Below are 19390 nucleotides of genomic sequence, written 5' to 3' on the forward strand. Positions count from 1 at the left end.
AGCTTTCCTAAGTTGCTCATATTTAAGTGACAACTTGGGTATGAGGTCGGCCTAATTCTGTAAATTTATTTAACACGGCTATACGTGCATGGATCTCATTCACTTGGCTTTGAAAGTTTCTTGAATGTAGTCTATCGCCCAGTAATTTGATGCAATGCATCTTGGTTTCGACCAAACTACGCCGATGATAACCAGACCACTTTTTCCAAAGCGTTCTTCCTAGACGTTTGACTGTTTTCAATAATTCATTTCTCTCTAAAGATCCCAATTTCTTATCTTTCCATGGCCTTGCATTTTTTCTTGGAGGAATTATGGCATGTGCATGACGATCTGAAATCACTTGTCTGCACAATTTCGTGTCATATGCTCCATCCGTATAGACAGAATCAATACGTTCATCAGATGGGATTTGATTCAGCAGAACATCCAAGACTTGTGAATCACTGACATGATTTGTTGTGAGCTGTACAGCTCGTATTTGCAAGGTTTTAGCATCTATACCAATATGCAGTTTACGCCATTGCCGACGATATTCAGGCTGATGTTTCTTGCGTTTCCATTCTCCTTCGCCTAAAAACTTAAGGCCAGTTGAGTCTATCAATAGATGTAATCCTTCATGACTTTTTTGATAGCTGATCGCAATATCAATCTGCTTTTGTCGTCGGCAAAGTGTGGAATACGAATATCACTGATATTCGGTGCTGTCCAACTTAACCCACTGAGTTGAATTAGGCTTTGTACAAAGCCTGTGACCATACGCAAAGAAAGTCGAAAGATAGATTTGATCATCAAACAGCACTGAATTGCTGTATCAGAATAAGTTTGATTTCTTCCATGCTTAGCTTGTGGCTGAGCATACCATTGAGTCTGAGGATCAAACCAAATTGAAATATTTCCTCGCTTGATTAGAGCTTGGTTATAAGAGGACCAATTCGTTGTGCGATAAATTTTAGATGCAGGCTTCTTCATTTGGAAATTATATTGATGAAGAAGCCTTTAAGAATAGCTTTGTGCAACAAAGCCATTGTAATGTGTAGGTTAAAATATTTGGAATCAATACCTAACTCTTTAAGTTCATAATTTGTAATCAGTAAATGAAGTGGTAGTTGTTCGTATCCGAAATTAAAACCTGCAACCTCGGGTATAAAATCTGATGGAGCATAAGCTAAAGCTAATTGTATTGCTGACTGGTGATAATATTCATCAGGTAAATTCATTGAAAATTGATTAAGCCCAAGTGATAGAAGTAATTTATTGAAAAGTTTGGTAGTGTTCAAAAAACTGTGTCATTTCCTTAAACTGTTAAAAACAGGAATGATGCACTATGGCAACTACATTTGATTTTGAAACAGCCTTAAAACAACTCCAGTCAGGACAAGCACTGACTGGAGAAAATGGCATACTCACCCCTTTAATTAAACAGCTGACCGAAGCTGCTCTTGAAGCAGAAATCGAGAATTACATTGAAGCGAATCCGAAACAAGGTAATCGCCGCAATGGCTATACTCGCAAGACAGTAAAATCTACATCAGGTTCATTTGAGCTTGAAACCCCTAGAGATCGAAATGGTGAATTTGAGCCACAGTTAGTTAAAAAGAACCAGACCAAATTATCAGAAGAAATTGACAATAAAATCATATCACTCTATGCACTTGGTATGAGCTATCGTGATATTCAAAAGCATGTTGCTGATATGTATGGATTGGAGATTTCAGATGGTGCTATCACCAATATTACAGATAAGCTCCTCCCTCAGTTACAAGCATGGAAACAACGCCCACTCGATACAATTTATCCCTTTGTTTGGTTAGATGCCATACATTACAAAGTGAAGGATAAAGGTGTTTATGTGAGCAAAGCGATCTATACCATTTTAGCTTTAAATGTTGAAGGTAAGAAGGAACTACTCGGCTTGCATTTGTCGGAAAGCGAAGGGGCGAACCATTGGCTTAGTGTACTGACAGACCTACAAAATCGTGGTGTTCAGGATATTCTGATTGCCTGTGTAGATGGACTAAAAGGTTTCCCCGAAGCCATAGCAGCGATTTACCCTCAAACAGAAATACAACTGTGTATCGTTCATCAAATCCGTAATTCTTTACGCTATGTTGCCAGTAAAGATCAGAAGGCATTTATGGCTGATTTAAAGCCAATTTACCGTGCTGATACCAAAGGGGCGGCAGAAGTAGCACTGGATGAGCTAGAAGAAAAATGGGGCGAAAAATATGGTGTGGTCATTCAGTCATGGCGTACCAAATGGCATCTACTATCCGCCTATTTCAAATACCCTAAAGCGATTAGGAAGCCGATTTACACCACCAATGCCGTTGAAGCCGTACATCGTCAATTCCGCAAACTAACCAAAACCAAAGGAGCTTTCCCCAATGAGGATAGTCTGATGAAATTACTGTATATTGGTATTCAACAGGCATCAGAAAAATGGACAATGCCTATTCAGGAATGGGGACAAACCATTACTCAATTATCCATTTACTTTGAAGGTCGATTAGATGATATAATTAAAATCTAGTCAAATTTACTGACACAGAACTTTGAACGCCCTCAAAAGTTTTACATGGTTACTTTGACTAGAACCTAGCCCCAACTCCTCAACATATATCTGTATAAAGTCTCTAAAAGCTGGATCATTCCAGTACTGCATAAAGCTATAAAGCCAAGCCCCGTCTACACGTTTGGTAGGTGCTACTTTGTATAAAAATTCATAAGCTTTACTTGTAGTTCCAAAAAACTCCCTTGCACTCCCATTTTCACGCCTTTCTAAGTACTCTTTGTAATGCAAGCATTGTGTTTTATTTTGTTTCTGCATCCAGACGGCTTTGTTGCATAAAGCCCTTAAAGATAGAGCTTTCCTAAGTTGCTCAAATTTAAGTGACAACTTGGGTATGAGGTCGGCCTAATTCTGTAAATCTATTTAAAATGGCTATACGAGCATGTACCTCGTTGACTTGGCTTTGAAAGTTCCTAGCACTGAGTTTATCGCCTAATAATTTGATGCAGTGCATCTTGGTTTCAACCAGACTTCGCTGATGGTAGCCCGACCATTTTTTCCATAGTGTCCTGCCTAAACGTTTAACAGTGCGAAGTAATTCATTTCGCTCTAGCGAATGAACTTTTTTATCTTTCCAAGGCTTGGCATTTTTTCTAGGTGGAATCACTGCATGTGCTTGCCGATCTGCAATGACCTGTCGGCATTGCTTGGTGTCATAAGCGCCATCGGTATATACGGAGTCAATCTGCTCATCCAATGGAATCTGATTGAGTAAATCCCCAAGCACCTGTGAATCACTTACATTGTTGGTCGTGAGCTGAACGGCTCGTATTTGCAGGGTTCTAGCATCTATACCAATATGAAGTTTACACCATTGGCGACGATATTCAGACTGATGCTTTTTACGTTTCCATTCACCTTCGCCCAAAAACTTTAAGCCAGTAGAGTCTACGAGTAGATGAAGCCCATCACTGTTTTTCTGATAACTAATTGCAATATCAATATGCTTTTGTCTTCTACAAAGCGTACTGTAATCTGGTGCTGTCCAATCTAATCCACAAAGTTTAATTAAGCTTTGAACAAAGCCAGTGACCATGCGTAAAGTAAGTCTAAATAGAGATTTGATCATCAAACAGCATTGAATCGCTATGTCGGAGTAGGTTTGACTTCGACCTTGTTTGCCTTGAGGTTCTGCATACCATTGTGTTTTTGGATCGAACCAAATGGCAATATTCCCACGATTAATGAGAGCTCGGTTATATGCGGGCCAATTGGTTGTGCGGTAGATTTTGTGTGTAGGCTTCTTCATTTGGAAATTATATTGCTGAAGAAGCCCTTAAGAACAGCTTTGTGCAACAAAGCCGTGCATAGACCAAATCGCCTGCAGGATTATCGTAGCGATAGCCGTGTGCAATAGCGTACTTCATCACCATACCACAACGTGACAATGTTCGTTTCGCTATCTCTAGAGAACCACGTGCTTCAATTTTTTTGATAATTTGTAATATTTCAGGGGCTGTAATTTGATTGATTCTCTTATCTCCTAAGCATACATAAAGCTCATCCAGAGATGCTCGAACATTCAAAATATGTTTATGCGACCACGTATCTTTTTGGTTATCAAACCAATCTTCACCTACTTCACGAAATAATGGTTTAAGCTCATCTAATTTTTCAGCTTTAGAATATTTATATTTAAGTTCATAAGCTAACTCACGAGCTTTCTTTAGACTTACTTCAGGGTACTTTCCTAGAGATTCAGATTTACGCTGCCCTTGGACTGAAATTCGTACATTCCAATATTTGTTCCCATTAGGGTCAATTCTTAAAGAAAGACCATTGCTATCTGAAAGACGATATTGTTTATCTCTTGGTTGAGACTTTTTACATTCAGTATCTGTGAGTGCCATAACTTTAACCAGAATATTAAGTGTTAATTTCTGGGTCAAATTGTCCCAATTTTGACCCCCAAAAAGCAAAAATAGGGTCAAACAGCTTTGGATAGAATCGGACAAACAAAGCAATAAAAAAGCCTTTAAACATTGAGTTTAAAGGCTTTTTTACATTCAGTCGAACAGCTCTGAATTGAATTTTGGTGGGGTGGCGTCAATTAAATTTAAAATATAACTAATTGTAATTTATATAAATAAATTAATAAAAAATACCAACCATACAAAATACCATACATTTCATTAAGTTGAGTTAACAGAATTTTATCTAGATTAAATCGTAAGTTCTTCCAACTTATTCAGTAACTATTTTTTGAAAATCTTTAAAATTCTCCCCCTGCGACACCAACCAATTTGTCGCTTGCATTCCAACTCTTGTCCCCATAGACATACCTTTAGGTTCTAAAACAAGGATCTTTTGCAATTCAATTTCATTTTTAAACTCTCTAAAAGCAAAATCAACTTCAGCAGGAATAAGAATTTCAACAGATTCACCACGAAACACTTTTGTGAACTCAGGATTCCATTGCTGAATATTAGCATGCCATTGCTTTATAGATCTTTTTTTCCGATTTGTTTCTGTTATTTCTCTATATTTTTCAGTAAGTTTAGAATAATCTTTTTCTGGCTTATGACAACCAATAGCTAAACTAATTTGCCCATATAAATGCTCAAGGTGCATTTCATCTAACAAGTCTAAAGCCTGAAAATGCGACAATGGTACAGGTAATTGATCTTTTCTAAGCCCTGAATGACATACAGAGATTGTAGGAATACCTCGTATCCATCCAGCACCAAATTCAGCATAAATCCAAGGTCTAGTAATCGATACAGGCGATATTAAACTAATTAAAACAGCTGCTTCTGATAAATTTGTTTTTATTTCTTGCATCCATTCTTTACCCCCTTGAATGCTATCTAAATTTGAAGACACAAACAGTTGGCATAAACCTAAAAAGCTTTTTTCCACATCACTTTTAAATAAAGTAGCTATTTCAGAATCTACAGCTGCATGACTTACGAAAACAATTGGCTTATTACTCACTTTAAAGCTCCTTTAGATATTATTAAGAATGAAATTAATTTTTTAGTAAAAACAATTTAAAATAAAACAAATATAAAGCCAAGGTACCAACCCAAATAAGTAACCTTGGCATTTTTCAAAGATCAGCTATAACGAGCCTGCTTTTTCTCTTCCCACCATCCCTCGATCTCTACACGATCAAAGTACACAGCAGCTTGCCTGCTTGTACCCTCTTTAATTGGTCGAGGAAAACTCGCATCATCCTTAACCATTTTATTCAACTTATCGCGTTGTACAGATAAAAAATGGCAAGTTTCGTTCATTGTTAATCTTAGTTTTTGCATCCTATTTATATCCCCTTAAAACCGTTATATTGCGTGTTATAGCCTCGTTTTCCATTCATACCAATATTCCATACTTATTAGCTAAATCGCGCTTAAATCGCACTGTAGTAGATGCTGTATAGGCTATTGGCAATGCTCCCTGCTTATAGGTTGCCAAGAATCTTACATACTTCGGAGGCAAGTCCTTTTCAGCTATCTGAGGTGGTAAATGCAAAAGTGCATGCTGCTCATCAACTGTTTTCACAACCAAATCATCATCCCAAACATGACCATAATTTAAATTGTTATCACGCAAATGCTGACTATATAAACGTACCTCACATCGAACCATACAATCTGCATAGGCTTGCAATTCTGCTGTGATTCGTTTGTGCTGCTTTTTGTGCGTACTAACCTCAGTGCCTTTATGGTAATAAAGCAGAGTTGTACGTGTACTCTTCAAACCAAAGTAAGTACCATTACCGTGCGTTTCTTTCTTACGCCGTGGATAAGTACCATGCTCTTTTATCTTTGCCAAATACAATTGAGCTTGCTTTTTATCGTCAAATAGAATCGCTTTATTCAAGTCAATACGATAGATCTTAAAATAACCCTGTTTGAGGTTCTCCAACTCTTCAGCAGTTGGTTGCAATCCTTTCAAGTTCCCTACTAATAATTCATTGACAGTATCAGTAACCAATTTTATTAAATCAGTACTACCCGTAACATTATGTCCATACAACCATTTAAAGAAGTTACCTTCTATAAATACTGTATTTTCATTCTTGGATTTAATCTTTAGCTGATTACCATGAGAACCAATTATCCATTTCTGACCATATGATTCTTGTTGTTGCTGATACTCACCATCGAACTTAATAAAAGGTACTACTACTTTTTCAGATAATTCACTTGGATTATTGGTTAGTTGTAATTCTACTTTTAAGTAATCAATTGCGTATAAATTTAGCTTAGGCTTTTCCTCGTTAGTTGCTAAGTTAAGGTTTAGGTTTTGGATGGTATTTCTCCTTTAATAAAATTTAGAATGCAGAAAACCCCACACCTCGATAGTTCTTTTTGAACTAGATGTAGAGCAGTTAAGTTTTAGATTGTCTTACCTTGATTCTAGGTAACTCAGAAATTAACTATGCAATTGCACAATTATTCCGTTATGTTGCATTAACATATAACATAAGACTTCCCAATATAATCCATTCATAAAAATATTTCAACTGTTATTCGATTGTTTTTTAATCACTTAAGCTCATTGTTAAACCCTTTCCATCCCTAAAAACCTATCCCTAATTTTAAATAATTAACAGTGAGCGTGGGGAACCAGCATGCCTGACATTAGGAACGTATCGACAATTTGTATACACAGGGTTTAACAATCTGAACTACACCCAACGGCGTTTTAGGCATGATTTTAAAATATCAAGCCTTCTTAAATTGAATAACATTTTCATCAGCTAGCTTTTCCAAATAATCGGCATACCATTGCATCATGACTTTTCGCTCATCAAAATGAGTCGCTTTATCGTATGTGCCTTTAACACCATTTTTAGTATGTGCTAAACAAGCTTCCACCACTTGAGGCTTATCACTAAACTGGTTATTTAAAATTGTACTGGCAATATGACGAAATCCATGAGGGTTTTGCTTTCCACCATAGCCCATTCTCTTTAAAGCTTCGATAAAGACCGTATCCGACTTAGGTTTATTTTTACTGCTTCTGCTGGGAAATAAATAAGGTGAATGACCTGTTAATTGTTTTAACTCTTGAAGTAACTCCAAAGCTTGCTTTGCCAATGGGATTTTATGCTCTTTTCCCATCTTCATTCTTGATGCTGGAATTAACCATATACCCTTTTCCAAATCAAACTCTTCCCATACCGCCTCTCGCAACTCCGATGGTCTGTTAAAGAGTATTGAAAGCAATTTAAGACCAATACGTGTATCCAATGCTGGATACTTATCTATAGCTCGTAATAATGCTGGTAGCTCCTCATCACCTACATGCTTCATCCCATTACTTTCGTGCTTTTTCAGATACTTATGCAAATTAGTAATAGGATTGTAAGTTGCTTTCCCTGTTACCTCAGCATAATCATAAATTTCACGCACCAATGCTGTAACGCGCTGCCCTGTTTCAATAATCGGTTTACCTGTACGAGGATTCAGCTTGTTTTGTATCTCTTGAAAGAGAGCATGCCATTCTTGCTTAGTGATATTTCGGTAATCTTTCTTACCCATTGCAGGCATGACATGGTTATTTAATGCACCTAAATTCCTAGCCTTAGTATCTGGTGTCCATGTTTTTGTAAGATAAAACTCTTCAGCGAGTTGTTGAAAAGTAAAAGCCCCTTGCTCCAATGTCGCTAGTCTAACTTCCGCTTTCTGTACAACTGGATCAACACCTTGAGCAATTAACTTACGAGCCTCATCAGCTCTCTTTCTTGCAAAGCTTCCACCAACTTCAGGATATGTACCTAAACCAACCCATGACCACTTACCAGTGCTAGGCTTTTTATACCTTAGCTCCCATCGCTTATTGCCTTTAGGGTGAACTACAAAATGTAAGTTATTTCCGTCATTAATGCGGTACTCTTTTTCTTCTGCTTCCAATGAACCTAATACGGTATCTCGCATCGGATAAGACTTTACATCTGATTTTTTCATCGCATGTCTTGTATGGTGGCTTTTCACTAACTCACACTATACACACTACCATACACAGCAACAAGCTATAAGAAACTTCATATAACGGCATAAACAGGCATAAAAAAAGCCTAAACCATTAAGATTTAAGCTTTATTTACTTATATAACATCATATTGCGTTATACAAATTTAAGTATTTGGTGGAGGTGGCGGGAGTTGAACCCGCGTCCGCCAGCACTACGCTCGAGAATACTACATGCTTAGATATCGTCTACTGTTTTAACTCTTTGTGACCCGACGAACAGGGTACAAATCGCGATCCTCTTAATTTAGTACAAAACCCCGAGGCTTGGTTTTATACGGACTTGTGTGCGTGCGCTTCAGTCGGACTCTCTAACCACAAGTATTCAGAGAGGCGGACAAGCTGCCCTTAGGCAGCTAGAGCGTATGATTCGTCGTTTGCGACTAAAAAATGCAAATTTGATTTACGAGAGAAAATGCGCTCTCGACATGCATCTATGAGTTTCATCACCAGCGTCGAAGCCAGAAACACCCCCAAAGTAGCGCCAATCATAGCATAGTTGCCAGAAAATACGATCTATTTTCTAAACAAACACACATATTGATGCGCTTAATTACATAATTGCGTTAATATTTTGCTTTTCAAGTCCAACAATAAAATAATTTATGAGCTACTTACTTGCACTCGACCAAGGAACCACTTCGAGTCGTGCCATTATTTTCAATGAACAAGGTCAAGTTCAGGCAACGGCGCAACGCGAAACACGTATACATACCCCTCAATCAGGCTGGGTAGAACAAGATGCCCAAGAGATTTGGAGCTCACAAATTGCCGTTGTGCAGCAGGCTCTAGCCTCTGCTCGTATTTTAGCCAAAGATATCAAAGCTATTGGTCTTACCAATCAAAGAGAAACAACTGTGGTTTGGGATAAGCGCACAGGACAGCCGCTTGCACCAGCGATTATCTGGCAAGACCGTCGTGCATTTGAATGGTGCAATCAGCTCCTACAGCAAAACCTAAAAGATAAGATTCAATCCAAAACTGGACTACGAATCGACCCTTATTTTAGTGCAGGAAAATTGGTCTGGTTACTTGAGCATGTCAACGGTCTACGCGCATTGGCTGAACAGGGTCATGTGGCTTTTGGCACGATTGATAGTTGGCTGATTTGGAATCTGACCCACGGTGCTCAACATGTCATCGAAGTCAGCAATGCGTCTCGTACCATGCTAATGAACTTAAGTACGCAACAGTGGGATGAAGAGCTATTAGATCTATTTAATATTCCACCTGCATTACTTCCAAAAATCATCAACTCAGACACCTATGTCGCTGATACCGCGGCAGGCTTACTCGGTGCCAATATTCCAATTACAGGCATACTAGGCGACCAACAATCTGCACTATTTGGACAGTCCTGTTTTGAGACTGGGACTGCCAAAAACACCTATGGCACAGGTTGTTTTATGCTGTTCAATACAGGCGAGACCGTTCAATACAGTAAAAATAAACTGCTTTCGACGCTAGGCTGGAAAACGCAACATCAAACCACCTATGCTCTAGAAGGCAGTGTATTTATGGCAGGTGCGATTGTTCAGTGGCTTAGGGATAATTTAGGCATTATTCAAAAAAGTAGCGATGTTGAAAAGTTAGCTTGTACAGTTAAAGATACCGATGGCGTCATGCTGGTTCCTGCCTTTACTGGGCTCGGTGCGCCACATTGGGACAGCGAAGCACGTGCCCTATTATGTGGAATGTCGCGAGGAACCAATAAGGCCCATATCGCCCGTGCAGCCTTAGAGTCCATTGCCTTTCAAGTCTCGGATGTGCTGACCGCTATGCAAGCCGATATTCAGCAGCCGCTGAAAGAGCTCCGTGTCGATGGTGGTGCTAGTCAGAATGATATGCTTATGCAGTTTCAAGCCGATATTTTGAATGTGCCCGTGCTACGCCCTAAGATGCAGGAGTCGACTGCATGGGGCGCGGCAGCCATGGCAGGCTTAAGATGTGGCGTATTTTCAAATTTGGACGAGATTGCACAGTCTTGGCAGCTTGAACGTGCTTTTGAACCCCAAATGAGTCCAGATCAACGTGAGTTTCATTTGCAACAATGGCAATCCGCCTTAAAGCGTGCAAAGTCAGACCTTTGAATTAAAAAAGGTCCCTACTGTTTTTGACATAATCAAAACATCATAAAACTGCATAACATGCAAAATAAAAAAACCGCTTCTAAAAGCGGTTTTTTATTATCCTAATGTGCATGCCCGCCACCGCCTGTCCCAATTTTAGGTTTAGGACACAGCCAAATAATAGATGCTGCAAATAGAAACACCAAAGCCAAGATCAGAAAAATATAGTTTGCTGACAAGGTCAACGCTTCTTTATCCACCAAACTAGAAATATAGCCTAATGCACTTTCTGCACTCATTCCCTGCTGCATCAACACCAACTGGGTTTGATCTGTATGCAAACTGCCGACCATTTCGCTTCGTGCAACTTTAGTATGATCATCCCAAATGGTGACAGCAATAGATGCACCTATCGCCCCTGCCATAGTTCTTAAGAAGTTCATTAAACCTGCAGCAGATGCCATTTCCTGTGGCAATACTGATGACAGTGCCATGTTTGATAATGGGATAAAGAAAAATGGTACAGCAAAACCTTGCAAGATTTGTGGCAGTGCCAACGCAAAAAAGTCCGCATCTGTGGTCCAGAACGAGCGCATCAAGGTCACCCCGCCCAAGATGCTCAAACCAAAACTGGCCAGTGCACGTTGGTCATATTTAGTTGCCAATTTCGCCACAATGGGTGACATGGCTAAACTACCAAAACCCATGGTTGCCGTTAAATAGCCGGCCCAAGTTGCGGTATATCCCAAATTGATCTGTAACCACTGCGGAATCAGCACGATACTGCCAAAAAATGCGCCAAAACCAAAGGCCAGTGCCAAGACAGAAATCGTGAAACTACGGTATCTAAAGATTTGGATATTCACCACTGGATGCCTTTCGGTCAGCTCCCAAATGGTAAAAATCACTAAGCCAATCACAGCCGTTAAAGCCAGTACCACGATCACAGGGCTATTAAACCAGTCACGTTCATGCCCCAAATCGAGCATGAGCTGTAATGCCCCAATCCATAAAATCAGGAGGATCAATCCACCGCGATCAATTTTGAGTTTAGCCGTTGCAGTTTCCGCAGGTTTAAGCAGACGCATCGCAGCAAATGCACACGCAATCCCAACAGGAATATTAATAAAGAAAATCCAATGCCAAGACATGTTGTCACTGATTGTTCCTCCTAAAATAGGACCAAGAATCGGGCCAACCACCGTCGTCATTGCCCACATGCCCATCGCTTGGGATTGCTTTTCTGGAGGGAAAATCCGCATCAGTAACATCTGACTGAGCGGCATGATCGGGCCACCAAATAAACCTTGACCAATTCGGCAGAAAACCAGCATTTCTAAACTGGTCGATAAACCACACAGTACCGAAAATATAGTGAAGCCAATCAGACTTAAGGTAAAAACCCTTACCCCTCCAAAACGACCTGCAAGCCAGCCTGTTAAGGGAACACAAATCGCTTCAGCCACGGCATAAGAGGTAATCACCCATGTCCCTTGCGAACTCGATACAGCAAGACTTCCCGTAATATGAGGCACAGAGACATTGGCAATGGTCATGTCTAGCACGACCATAAAGTTGGCCAATGCAAGGACGAAAGCCGCCAACATCAGGCGACCACCCTTTAGGTCACCATAGGGAACATAGCTATTCATGAGCAACTACTTCGATTTCAAATCGATTTGAGCTTCCATCGACAAGCCAACACGTAAAGGATGTTCAGCCAACTCTTTTGGGTCGAGCTGAATACGTACAGGCAAACGCTGTACCACTTTAATCCAGTTGCCTGTAGCATTTTGTGCAGGAATCAACGCGAAGGCAGAACCTGTTCCACCAGAGAAGCCCAAAACCGTGCCATGAAACTCAACCGAGTCACCATAAAGGTCTGAGGTTAAAACTGCTTTTTGACCTGGGCGTACATTTTCAAGCTGACTTTCTTTAAAATTCGCATCGACATATAACTGTGAAATAGGAACCAACATCATGAGCACTGAACCCGGTGCCACACGTTGTCCAACTTGGATTTTCCGGCTTGTCACCACACCATCAAAAGGCGCTTTTATTTCTGTACGTTCTAGGTCTAACAAAGCTTGTTTTAATTTTGCTTGTGCCACTAAAACATCAGGCATCGAGTTTTCATTGCTACCCTGAATTAAAGCTTCATTGGCAGCCAAATTGCTTTGTGCCGCTTTTTGGCTCGACTTTGCTTGAGCTAAACCAGCCTGTGCCAAGTTATAACCTGCTTGCGCATTATTTAAAGCAGCTTGTGCCGTGCTTAATTCTTCTTTAGAAATCGCACCCGTGGCACTCAACTGCTGACGACGATTCAAGTCATCTTGCGCTTTATCCAACTCTGCTTTCGCTTTAGCCACTTGTGCTTCAGCACTGTGAATGGCGTCATCACTCACAAAGACTTGCGAGTTTAAAGAGCTGCTGTTGGCCGCACTTTGCTTATATTGGCGCTGTGCTTTAAGTAATTCGGCCTGAGCTTGCGCTACAGCAATTTCAGCATCACGATGATCGACCAAAACCAGCACATCGCCTTTCTTTACAGTTTGCGTGTCACTGACCAAAACTTTTTCAACTTGGCCTGTCACCATAGAGGTAATCGAGGCCGTTTCCGCCCCCACATACGCATTATCAGTTGAAACAGAATGGTTAAAGAACAGTTTCCAGATCAAGAATATAATGGCAGCAATGATCAGAATCACAGCCACAAAACCTAAGCTTTTCTTACGTTTGGCTTTCAGTGCTTGATCATTGATTTGATCGGCTGGATCAGTATCTGGCAGTGTATTTGAGGCATCTGTCATTGATTTTTCCTAAATCTAACAGACTTGGTCAGCCGGCATCATCCCTACGAAAGGGACATCAGACAAGTATTGTCTGCATTGGTGTCGATGAGAAAGTCACAATAAAATTTGATGCATTCTAAGAGCAAATAATCACATTTTGAGAAAATAAATTGTAACTGCTCAGTCTATTTTAGTTTTCAGCATCTAACTTCCTATTAGATACTGTAAATTTCACTTGAATATTAATTACTTAATTAATTTAAAACTAATAAGCATAGGAAGCAATCGCTGTTGCAATCGATTTGCCTTCATCATTGACCATGGTCATGCGCATCGTGCAGCCTTTACGCCCCAATCTTAAGGTTTCAGCACGGGCAATAAAGTATTTTCCACGTCCCGGCGCGAGATAATCAACTCTCATATCCACTGTAGCTAAACGAGATACTTTTTTAATGGTGTCCGCAATCGTGTCAGGTTCCGCTTTTTTGTACAGTTCCCCCATCGCTACAATACCACCAATACTGTCTAAAACCGTTGCAGCCACGCCCCCGTGTAAAATTTGGAATGCAACATTGCCAATTAAGTAATCTTGCATATCGATATAGGCTTCAATTTGCCCATCAACGACTCGCATAGTCATGGTGTTGTGCTTAAAAAATGGCGACGCATTAAAAGCCTTAACCAACTGCTCAAAAACCACCTCAATATCCACTTTTGCTCCTAAGTGTATGCTGCCCGTCCAGCTTTTTTCACCACTACTCATAACAATCTGCTTCACTCTTAAAACAATAAAAACCCGTCAATATGTGCCCAAAGCCATAAGATAGGTCTACAATACTGACCTAGTTTAATACCGATTATCGAGATTTGTATGACCTATACGTTCAATCGTCCCGCCTTCCCCGCTACTCGCATGCGCCGTATTCGTAAAAATGAACATCTGCGCTCTATGGTTCGCGAGACCCATTTAACGACAGATCATCTTATCTATCCCGTATTTGTGTTACCTGGACAAAATCAAATACAAGACGTTCCCAGTATGCCGAATGTTCAGCGCCTATCTGCGGACTTACTCTTAAAAAAAGCGGAACGTTTACTTGAACTTGGCGTATCCAAACTGGCGCTATTTCCAGTTACTCCCCAAGAAGATAAAAGCTTAAGTGCAGAAGCAGCATGGCGTGAAGATGGTGTGGTCCAAAACACACTACGTCTGCTCAAAAAAGAATTACCCGAAATGGTGCTGATTACCGATGGCGCACTTGACCCGTATACCACGCATGGACAAGACGGCATTATTGATGACACGGGTTATGTACTCAATGATGAAACCGTTGAAGCACTCATCAAACAGGGTTTAAGCCACGCTGAAGCTGGAGCAGATATTTTTGCACCAAGTGACATGATGGATGGTCGTATCGGTGCGATTCGCCAGGCCTTTGAAGCCAATGGTCATATCTACACTTCAATCATGGCTTATTCAGCAAAATACGCGTCGAGCTTCTATGGCCCTTTCCGTGATGCAGTCGGTTCATCCAGCAATCTTAAAGGTGGCAACAAATATAACTATCAAATGGATGTCGGCAACCGCGCAGAAGCTTTACATGAAATTGCCCTTGATATTCAAGAAGGGGCTGACATGGTGATTGTGAAACCAGGTATGCCGTATTTGGACATTGTTCGTGAAGTCAAAGACAACTTCGGCGTGCCGACTTTCGTTTACCAAGTCAGTGGCGAATATGCCATGCTCGCAGCGGCCATCCAAAACGGCTGGTTATCGGACAACGTGATTATTGAATCACTGATGAGCTGCCGCCGCGCAGGTGCAGATGGCATCTGGACCTATTTTGCAGAAGAAGCTGCACTAAAACTAAAAGACATGAAATAACAGCCCGTATAAAAGGATTGAGTTGCAATGCATATTGCCATCATTGGCGCAGGAATCAGTGGCTTACTGACAGCGCTTGAGCTGATTGAACATGGTTGTTCGGTTGAGATTTTTGACCAACAGCAAGCGGGACAAGCGGCTTCATGGGCAGGTGGAGGGATTCTTTCCCCGATGTACCCGTGGCGCTATCCACAAAGTGTCAATGACCTCGCCAAATATGGCAAAAGCATGTATCAAGCATGGAATGAAAAAATCAGCCCCGTTTCAGGGATAGATTTTGAAATCCATGAAACAGGTATGCTGATTTTTGATGAAGCTGATTTTGACATTGGCCTAAATTATAAAGACCAACATCAAGAACCGATGCAGCATTGTGAACTTTTGCAACGTGAGCAACTGGAACAGGTCAATTCCCACATTTCGACGCACTTTCAACAAGCCATCCATTTTCCGCAGTTGGCCAATGTCCGTAATCCTCGACTGCTCAAGTCGATTGTGGAATATCTCAAACGGCAGCCACAAGTCACCTTTCATGAGCAAGTATGGGTGCATAGGTTTGACATAGTCAATCAGCAAGTTCAAGGGGTCAAAACAGCTGATGGTCAAAGTTACCATGCCGATCATGTGGTGATAGCAACAGGTGCATGGTCACAGCACTGGTCTGAACAACTCCAATGCAGCATTCCAGTGAATCCCGTACAAGGGCAAATGCTGCTGTTTAAAACCCCTGAAAACTGGCTACCAACCATGTGTATGAATCAGGTTATGTATCTGATTCCACGTTTGGATGGTCATATCGTTTGTGGTTCAAGCATGGCGGATGTCGGTTTTGACCAACGCCCCTCCCTACAAACTCAACAAAATATTTATAAAGCCTGTTTGGACATGGTGCCTGAACTGGCCAATTTTCCAATTGTGAAACATTGGGCGGGTCTACGCCCAAGTTCACCCACTGGCGTCCCTTATATTGGCCCCTTCCCTGAAATAGCCCATCTTTGGACAAATTTTGGTCACTATAGAAATGGTCTATGTATGGGGCCCGCATCTGCTCGACTACTACGCGAGTTAATGTTGAGTCAAAGCTTAACGGTTGACGCCAGTGCCTATAGCCCTGAGCGTTTAGTCAGTTTTGTTTGATCTAATGCTATGTAGATAAATTTTGTGGTTGGATAATCTGGATCAAAGCTTCTTTTAAAGTGGGATATTTGAAGTCGAACCCCTGTGCTTTCAATGCTTCAGGGCGAACAAATTGACCATTCAACACCAGTTGAGACTGCTCGCCTAAGAGCAATTTCAACACAAAAGCAGGCAAAGAAAGTAAAGGTTTACGTTTTAGAATTTGAGCTGCGGTTTGTGCAAACGCCGACTGGGTGACTTTTTCTGGACTGACGACATTAAAGACCTTCTCAGTCGTTTCATGTAGCATCAAAAACTCGATCGCTCGCAACACGTCTTGAATATGCACCCACACCACAGGTTGTCGTCCTGAACCAATTCGAGCACACAGATTCATTTTAATCGGAAACAACATTTGCGACAGAATGCCCGCCCCGCGTCCAAAGACCACCCCCAAGCGGATGATTTTGGTATTTTGCATTGTGTCTTGCCGCGCAGATTGCTCCCACTTTTGACATAACTCCGACATAAAAATTGACTGCGGTGGAGACTGTTCTGTACAACGTTCTGTCCATTGTTCAGTCGGGTCAATACCATAATAGCCCACCGCTGAACCTGAAATAATGCATTTCGGTTGAATCTTTCTTTTGGCAAGATATTGATACAGCATCGTTGTCATATCAACACGACTGGCGATCAGCTTTTGTTTGCGAACATCTGTCCAACGCCCCTGAGCAATACTTTCCCCAGCCAAATTCACCACATAATCAATTCGATCATGCTTAAGTTCTTCCAAAGCTTGAATCCAAGTTAAATGTGGATGAATTTTAGAAGGATTTTTCTGCCGGCTTAAACCGATCACTTCATAATCTTTTTCTAATAAATAATCGAGCAAGTTTGAACCAATAAAGCCACTTGCTCCTGTCACCAATACACGTTCTTTTTGCATAGCGTGATCTCAAATGATGCTTTTGATCAAACTATAACATTTAGAATAAAGCTTTACGATTGATCGATCATTTTTGCTGCCATACGCTCTGCTTGTTTACCATAAAACCAGTAAGTCAGCACATACAGCGGAATTGCAAGTAATAAAATCAGAATCACCACCACACTGATAAATTGCGGTTGTTGGGCATAAAGGATAAAGTTTTGCCAAACTTCAGCATCACCTTGCGCAAATATAAATAAGCCCAACATGAGGAAGGCGAAGTTATAGCTCCAAAAAATCAGACTAAAACCTAAAGTGAGTTTTTGACGTTCTGCTTGGGTTGGCGCACGGCGTTGCTGCTTAATAAATTTATGTAAAACCCAAATCATGGCCACCAAATAGGGTACAGCTGTTAATACTGCTCCCATCCCTGTCGGAAGTAGTGCAGCGAGTACACCACAAACACAGCTAAAGATAAAACATATGAAAAAAAACCAGAGAAAATATCGTGTTAGCGAAATCATAGCGCTACTTTAAACCCAACCAAAAAATCATTATAAAAAAAAATCAATTTTTTTTCATTTTCATGTCAACCAATCGAAGTTGATGTGCGTTAAATAGGGTACAAGGTCGCAGCAACCGTCAACATTGTACTGGCATCCACAATACGTACGGTGACCTTTCCTAGAGCAATAAGATTGGCTCCAAATTTAAATGTTGTCAGCAGCCGACATTTAAGCGTGAAGCAGTTTTCTTTGACCGACGATTTCATCATCACTCGAATCGTCGGTCTTTATTTTTTTGAGTTCTGCTTTTTCAGCAGACTCTCACCTCAATAGATGAAGAAGCCCCTAAAATTTAATATGGATTTAAGTGCTGGACATCTGCTGCATCCTGGATGACATAACCATTACGTCCTTGCTCTTTGGCCAAATACAGATTCTGATCAACCTCTTTTAAAAAGGCCATTTTGTCATTCTTCTGCGTTGGGATAATGGTTTTCACCCCTAAACTGACCGATAAACGCTGATCCAATGGCGATAAACTATGGCAAATATCAGCGGTTCGAATACTCTGTAAAATACGCTCCACTACTTCAATTGCAGATGCTTGTGATGTATCAGGTAATATCAAAACAAACTCTTCCCCGCCAAAACGCGCGACCAAATCACGTGGTCGTGAGACACTTTTTTTCAGTATTTGTGCAATTTGTTTGAGACAAGCATCCCCGAGAATATGACCATTATAATCGTTATATTGTTTAAAATAATCGATGTCTAGTAACATGAGAGTCAGCGGTTTCTGTTCACGCTGTGCATTGAGCCACTCGCGTTGGTAGCTATCTTCAAAGAAGCGGCGGTTGGCAATCCCTGTTAGACCATCTTGATACGAATATTCTTCCAGTTGCTTTTTCAGTGTTTCTAACTCTTGTTCCTGTTTTTTACGCTCCGAAATATCGAACATGAATCCAACCAAGCTATCAACTTCCCCATCTGGTTTTCGCACCACATGCACCACGTCGCGAATCCAAATATATTCTCCATTAATAGTCAGTGCACGATAATCAGCCTCATGATCGACCCCAGAAATTGACTGGGCTACACAAAAATCAACCACCCATGCACGATCACTTTCATGCATTCGCATCGCCCAATCTTCGACTGTTCTCCATGAATCCTGCTTCCAACCCAGCACTTTTTCAATTTGTGGACCTATATAACTAAACGTTTTAGTGTCCCAATCAATACTCCAAGGAATAGCAAGTGTTGATTCAATTAGCGTCTTATACACCATATCATTAACAATACGGGGCGAATTGAAAATAGAATCAGACATAGTTATGTTCTCCTTATACCTTGTCCTACTCAATACATGACTTATTTTTTAGACATTCTTCATAAATCATTTTTATAAAGTCTCAAAATTGAATCTGTGATCGATCTTCACATTTCTTTTACGACTACGACACGATATACAATTTCACAGAATTACATAATACCCTATTAAAAGAACATTTTTTAATCATAATTTATCTTTTTACTATAGTGTT

Annotated in this window: 16 protein-coding genes, 1 other RNA gene and 3 pseudogenes; 4 read left to right on the forward strand and 16 right to left on the reverse strand. The window is 40.6% G+C overall.

Features of this window, described 5'->3' with window-relative positions:
* Positions 1–22: 22 nt before the first annotated feature.
* A pseudogene (locus CDG62_RS15675) lies at positions 23–969 on the reverse strand (IS5 family transposase).
* A gap of 53 nt (positions 970–1022) precedes the next feature.
* Positions 1023–1250: pseudogene (locus tag CDG62_RS15680) on the reverse strand (iron-containing redox enzyme family protein); the annotation flags it as partial.
* Between the two features lie 74 nt (positions 1251–1324).
* Here CDG62_RS15680 and CDG62_RS15685 point away from each other — a divergent pair.
* A complete protein-coding gene (locus CDG62_RS15685; RefSeq protein ID WP_004973108.1) occupies positions 1325–2530 on the forward strand; it encodes an IS256 family transposase in 1206 nt (401 codons plus the stop codon).
* Positions 2531–2536: 6 nt separating this feature from the next.
* Here the strand turns inward: CDG62_RS15685 and CDG62_RS15690 are convergent, their stop codons facing one another.
* The 8 genes and pseudogenes from CDG62_RS15690 to ssrA all read right to left on the reverse strand — a co-directional run bounded on the left by CDG62_RS15690 (position 2537) and on the right by ssrA (position 9022).
* On the reverse strand, positions 2537–2827 hold the full coding sequence (locus CDG62_RS15690) for an iron-containing redox enzyme family protein (protein ID WP_228254405.1): 291 nt from the start codon (positions 2825–2827) through the stop codon (positions 2537–2539).
* 58 nt (positions 2828–2885) lie between these two features.
* Positions 2886–3818 (reverse strand): IS5 family transposase, encoded by a 933-nt coding sequence (locus tag CDG62_RS15695; RefSeq protein WP_087528927.1) that lies wholly within the window; start codon positions 3816–3818, stop codon positions 2886–2888.
* Between the two features lie 55 nt (positions 3819–3873).
* A pseudogene (locus CDG62_RS15700) lies at positions 3874–4419 on the reverse strand (tyrosine-type recombinase/integrase); the annotation flags it as partial.
* Between the two features lie 334 nt (positions 4420–4753).
* The gene (locus CDG62_RS15705; protein WP_016654325.1) at positions 4754–5503 is read right to left on the reverse strand and encodes a toll/interleukin-1 receptor domain-containing protein; all 750 of its coding nucleotides are present in this window, start codon (positions 5501–5503) and stop codon (positions 4754–4756) included.
* Between the two features lie 122 nt (positions 5504–5625).
* The gene (locus tag CDG62_RS15710; RefSeq protein ID WP_322852864.1) at positions 5626–5805 is read right to left on the reverse strand and encodes a hypothetical protein; all 180 of its coding nucleotides are present in this window, start codon (positions 5803–5805) and stop codon (positions 5626–5628) included.
* A 76-nt stretch (positions 5806–5881) separates the two neighbouring features.
* Entirely contained in the window at positions 5882–6823 is a 942-nt protein-coding gene (locus tag CDG62_RS15715) for a phage/plasmid replication protein, II/X family (protein WP_322900182.1), read from the reverse strand.
* A gap of 416 nt (positions 6824–7239) precedes the next feature.
* Positions 7240–8484, reverse strand: coding sequence for a tyrosine-type recombinase/integrase (locus CDG62_RS15720; RefSeq protein WP_016654328.1), 1245 nt, complete (start codon positions 8482–8484; stop codon positions 7240–7242).
* A gap of 179 nt (positions 8485–8663) precedes the next feature.
* Positions 8664–9022: a transfer-messenger RNA gene (ssrA, locus tag CDG62_RS15725) on the reverse strand.
* A gap of 130 nt (positions 9023–9152) precedes the next feature.
* Between ssrA and glpK the strand changes: the two genes are divergently transcribed.
* Positions 9153–10637 (forward strand): glycerol kinase GlpK, encoded by a 1485-nt coding sequence (gene glpK, locus CDG62_RS15730; RefSeq protein WP_087528286.1) that lies wholly within the window; start codon positions 9153–9155, stop codon positions 10635–10637.
* Positions 10638–10738: 101 nt separating this feature from the next.
* Here the strand turns inward: glpK and CDG62_RS15735 are convergent, their stop codons facing one another.
* The 3 genes from CDG62_RS15735 to CDG62_RS15745 form a co-directional block, all read right to left on the reverse strand.
* Positions 10739–12268, reverse strand: coding sequence for a DHA2 family efflux MFS transporter permease subunit (locus CDG62_RS15735; RefSeq protein ID WP_087528287.1), 1530 nt, complete (start codon positions 12266–12268; stop codon positions 10739–10741).
* Positions 12269–12274: 6 nt separating this feature from the next.
* On the reverse strand, positions 12275–13426 hold the full coding sequence (locus CDG62_RS15740) for an efflux RND transporter periplasmic adaptor subunit (RefSeq protein ID WP_087528288.1): 1152 nt from the start codon (positions 13424–13426) through the stop codon (positions 12275–12277).
* A 247-nt stretch (positions 13427–13673) separates the two neighbouring features.
* Positions 13674–14171: a thioesterase family protein gene (locus CDG62_RS15745; protein WP_087528289.1), complete on the reverse strand. Its 498-nt coding sequence runs from the start codon at positions 14169–14171 to the stop codon at positions 13674–13676.
* A gap of 108 nt (positions 14172–14279) precedes the next feature.
* On the opposite strand from CDG62_RS15745, the gene hemB reads away from it, so the two are divergent.
* The gene (gene hemB, locus CDG62_RS15750; protein WP_087528290.1) at positions 14280–15293 is read left to right on the forward strand and encodes a porphobilinogen synthase; all 1014 of its coding nucleotides are present in this window, start codon (positions 14280–14282) and stop codon (positions 15291–15293) included.
* A gap of 27 nt (positions 15294–15320) precedes the next feature.
* Complete coding sequence (gene thiO, locus CDG62_RS15755) at positions 15321–16430, forward strand: glycine oxidase ThiO (protein WP_087528291.1); 1110 nt, start codon at positions 15321–15323, stop codon at positions 16428–16430.
* Between the two features lie 7 nt (positions 16431–16437).
* Here the strand turns inward: thiO and CDG62_RS15760 are convergent, their stop codons facing one another.
* The 3 genes from CDG62_RS15760 to CDG62_RS15770 all read right to left on the reverse strand — a co-directional run bounded on the left by CDG62_RS15760 (position 16438) and on the right by CDG62_RS15770 (position 19176).
* A complete protein-coding gene (locus CDG62_RS15760; protein WP_087528292.1) occupies positions 16438–17358 on the reverse strand; it encodes a TIGR01777 family oxidoreductase in 921 nt (306 codons plus the stop codon).
* A 53-nt stretch (positions 17359–17411) separates the two neighbouring features.
* A complete protein-coding gene (locus CDG62_RS15765; protein ID WP_087528293.1) occupies positions 17412–17864 on the reverse strand; it encodes an ABZJ_00895 family protein in 453 nt (150 codons plus the stop codon).
* A gap of 334 nt (positions 17865–18198) precedes the next feature.
* Positions 18199–19176, reverse strand: coding sequence for a GGDEF domain-containing protein (locus CDG62_RS15770; RefSeq protein ID WP_087528294.1), 978 nt, complete (start codon positions 19174–19176; stop codon positions 18199–18201).
* Between the last annotated feature and the right edge of the window lie 214 nt (positions 19177–19390).

The sequence above is a fragment of the Acinetobacter sp. WCHA55 genome (assembly GCF_002165305.2).
In the GTDB taxonomy this organism is placed as follows: domain Bacteria; phylum Pseudomonadota; class Gammaproteobacteria; order Pseudomonadales; family Moraxellaceae; genus Acinetobacter.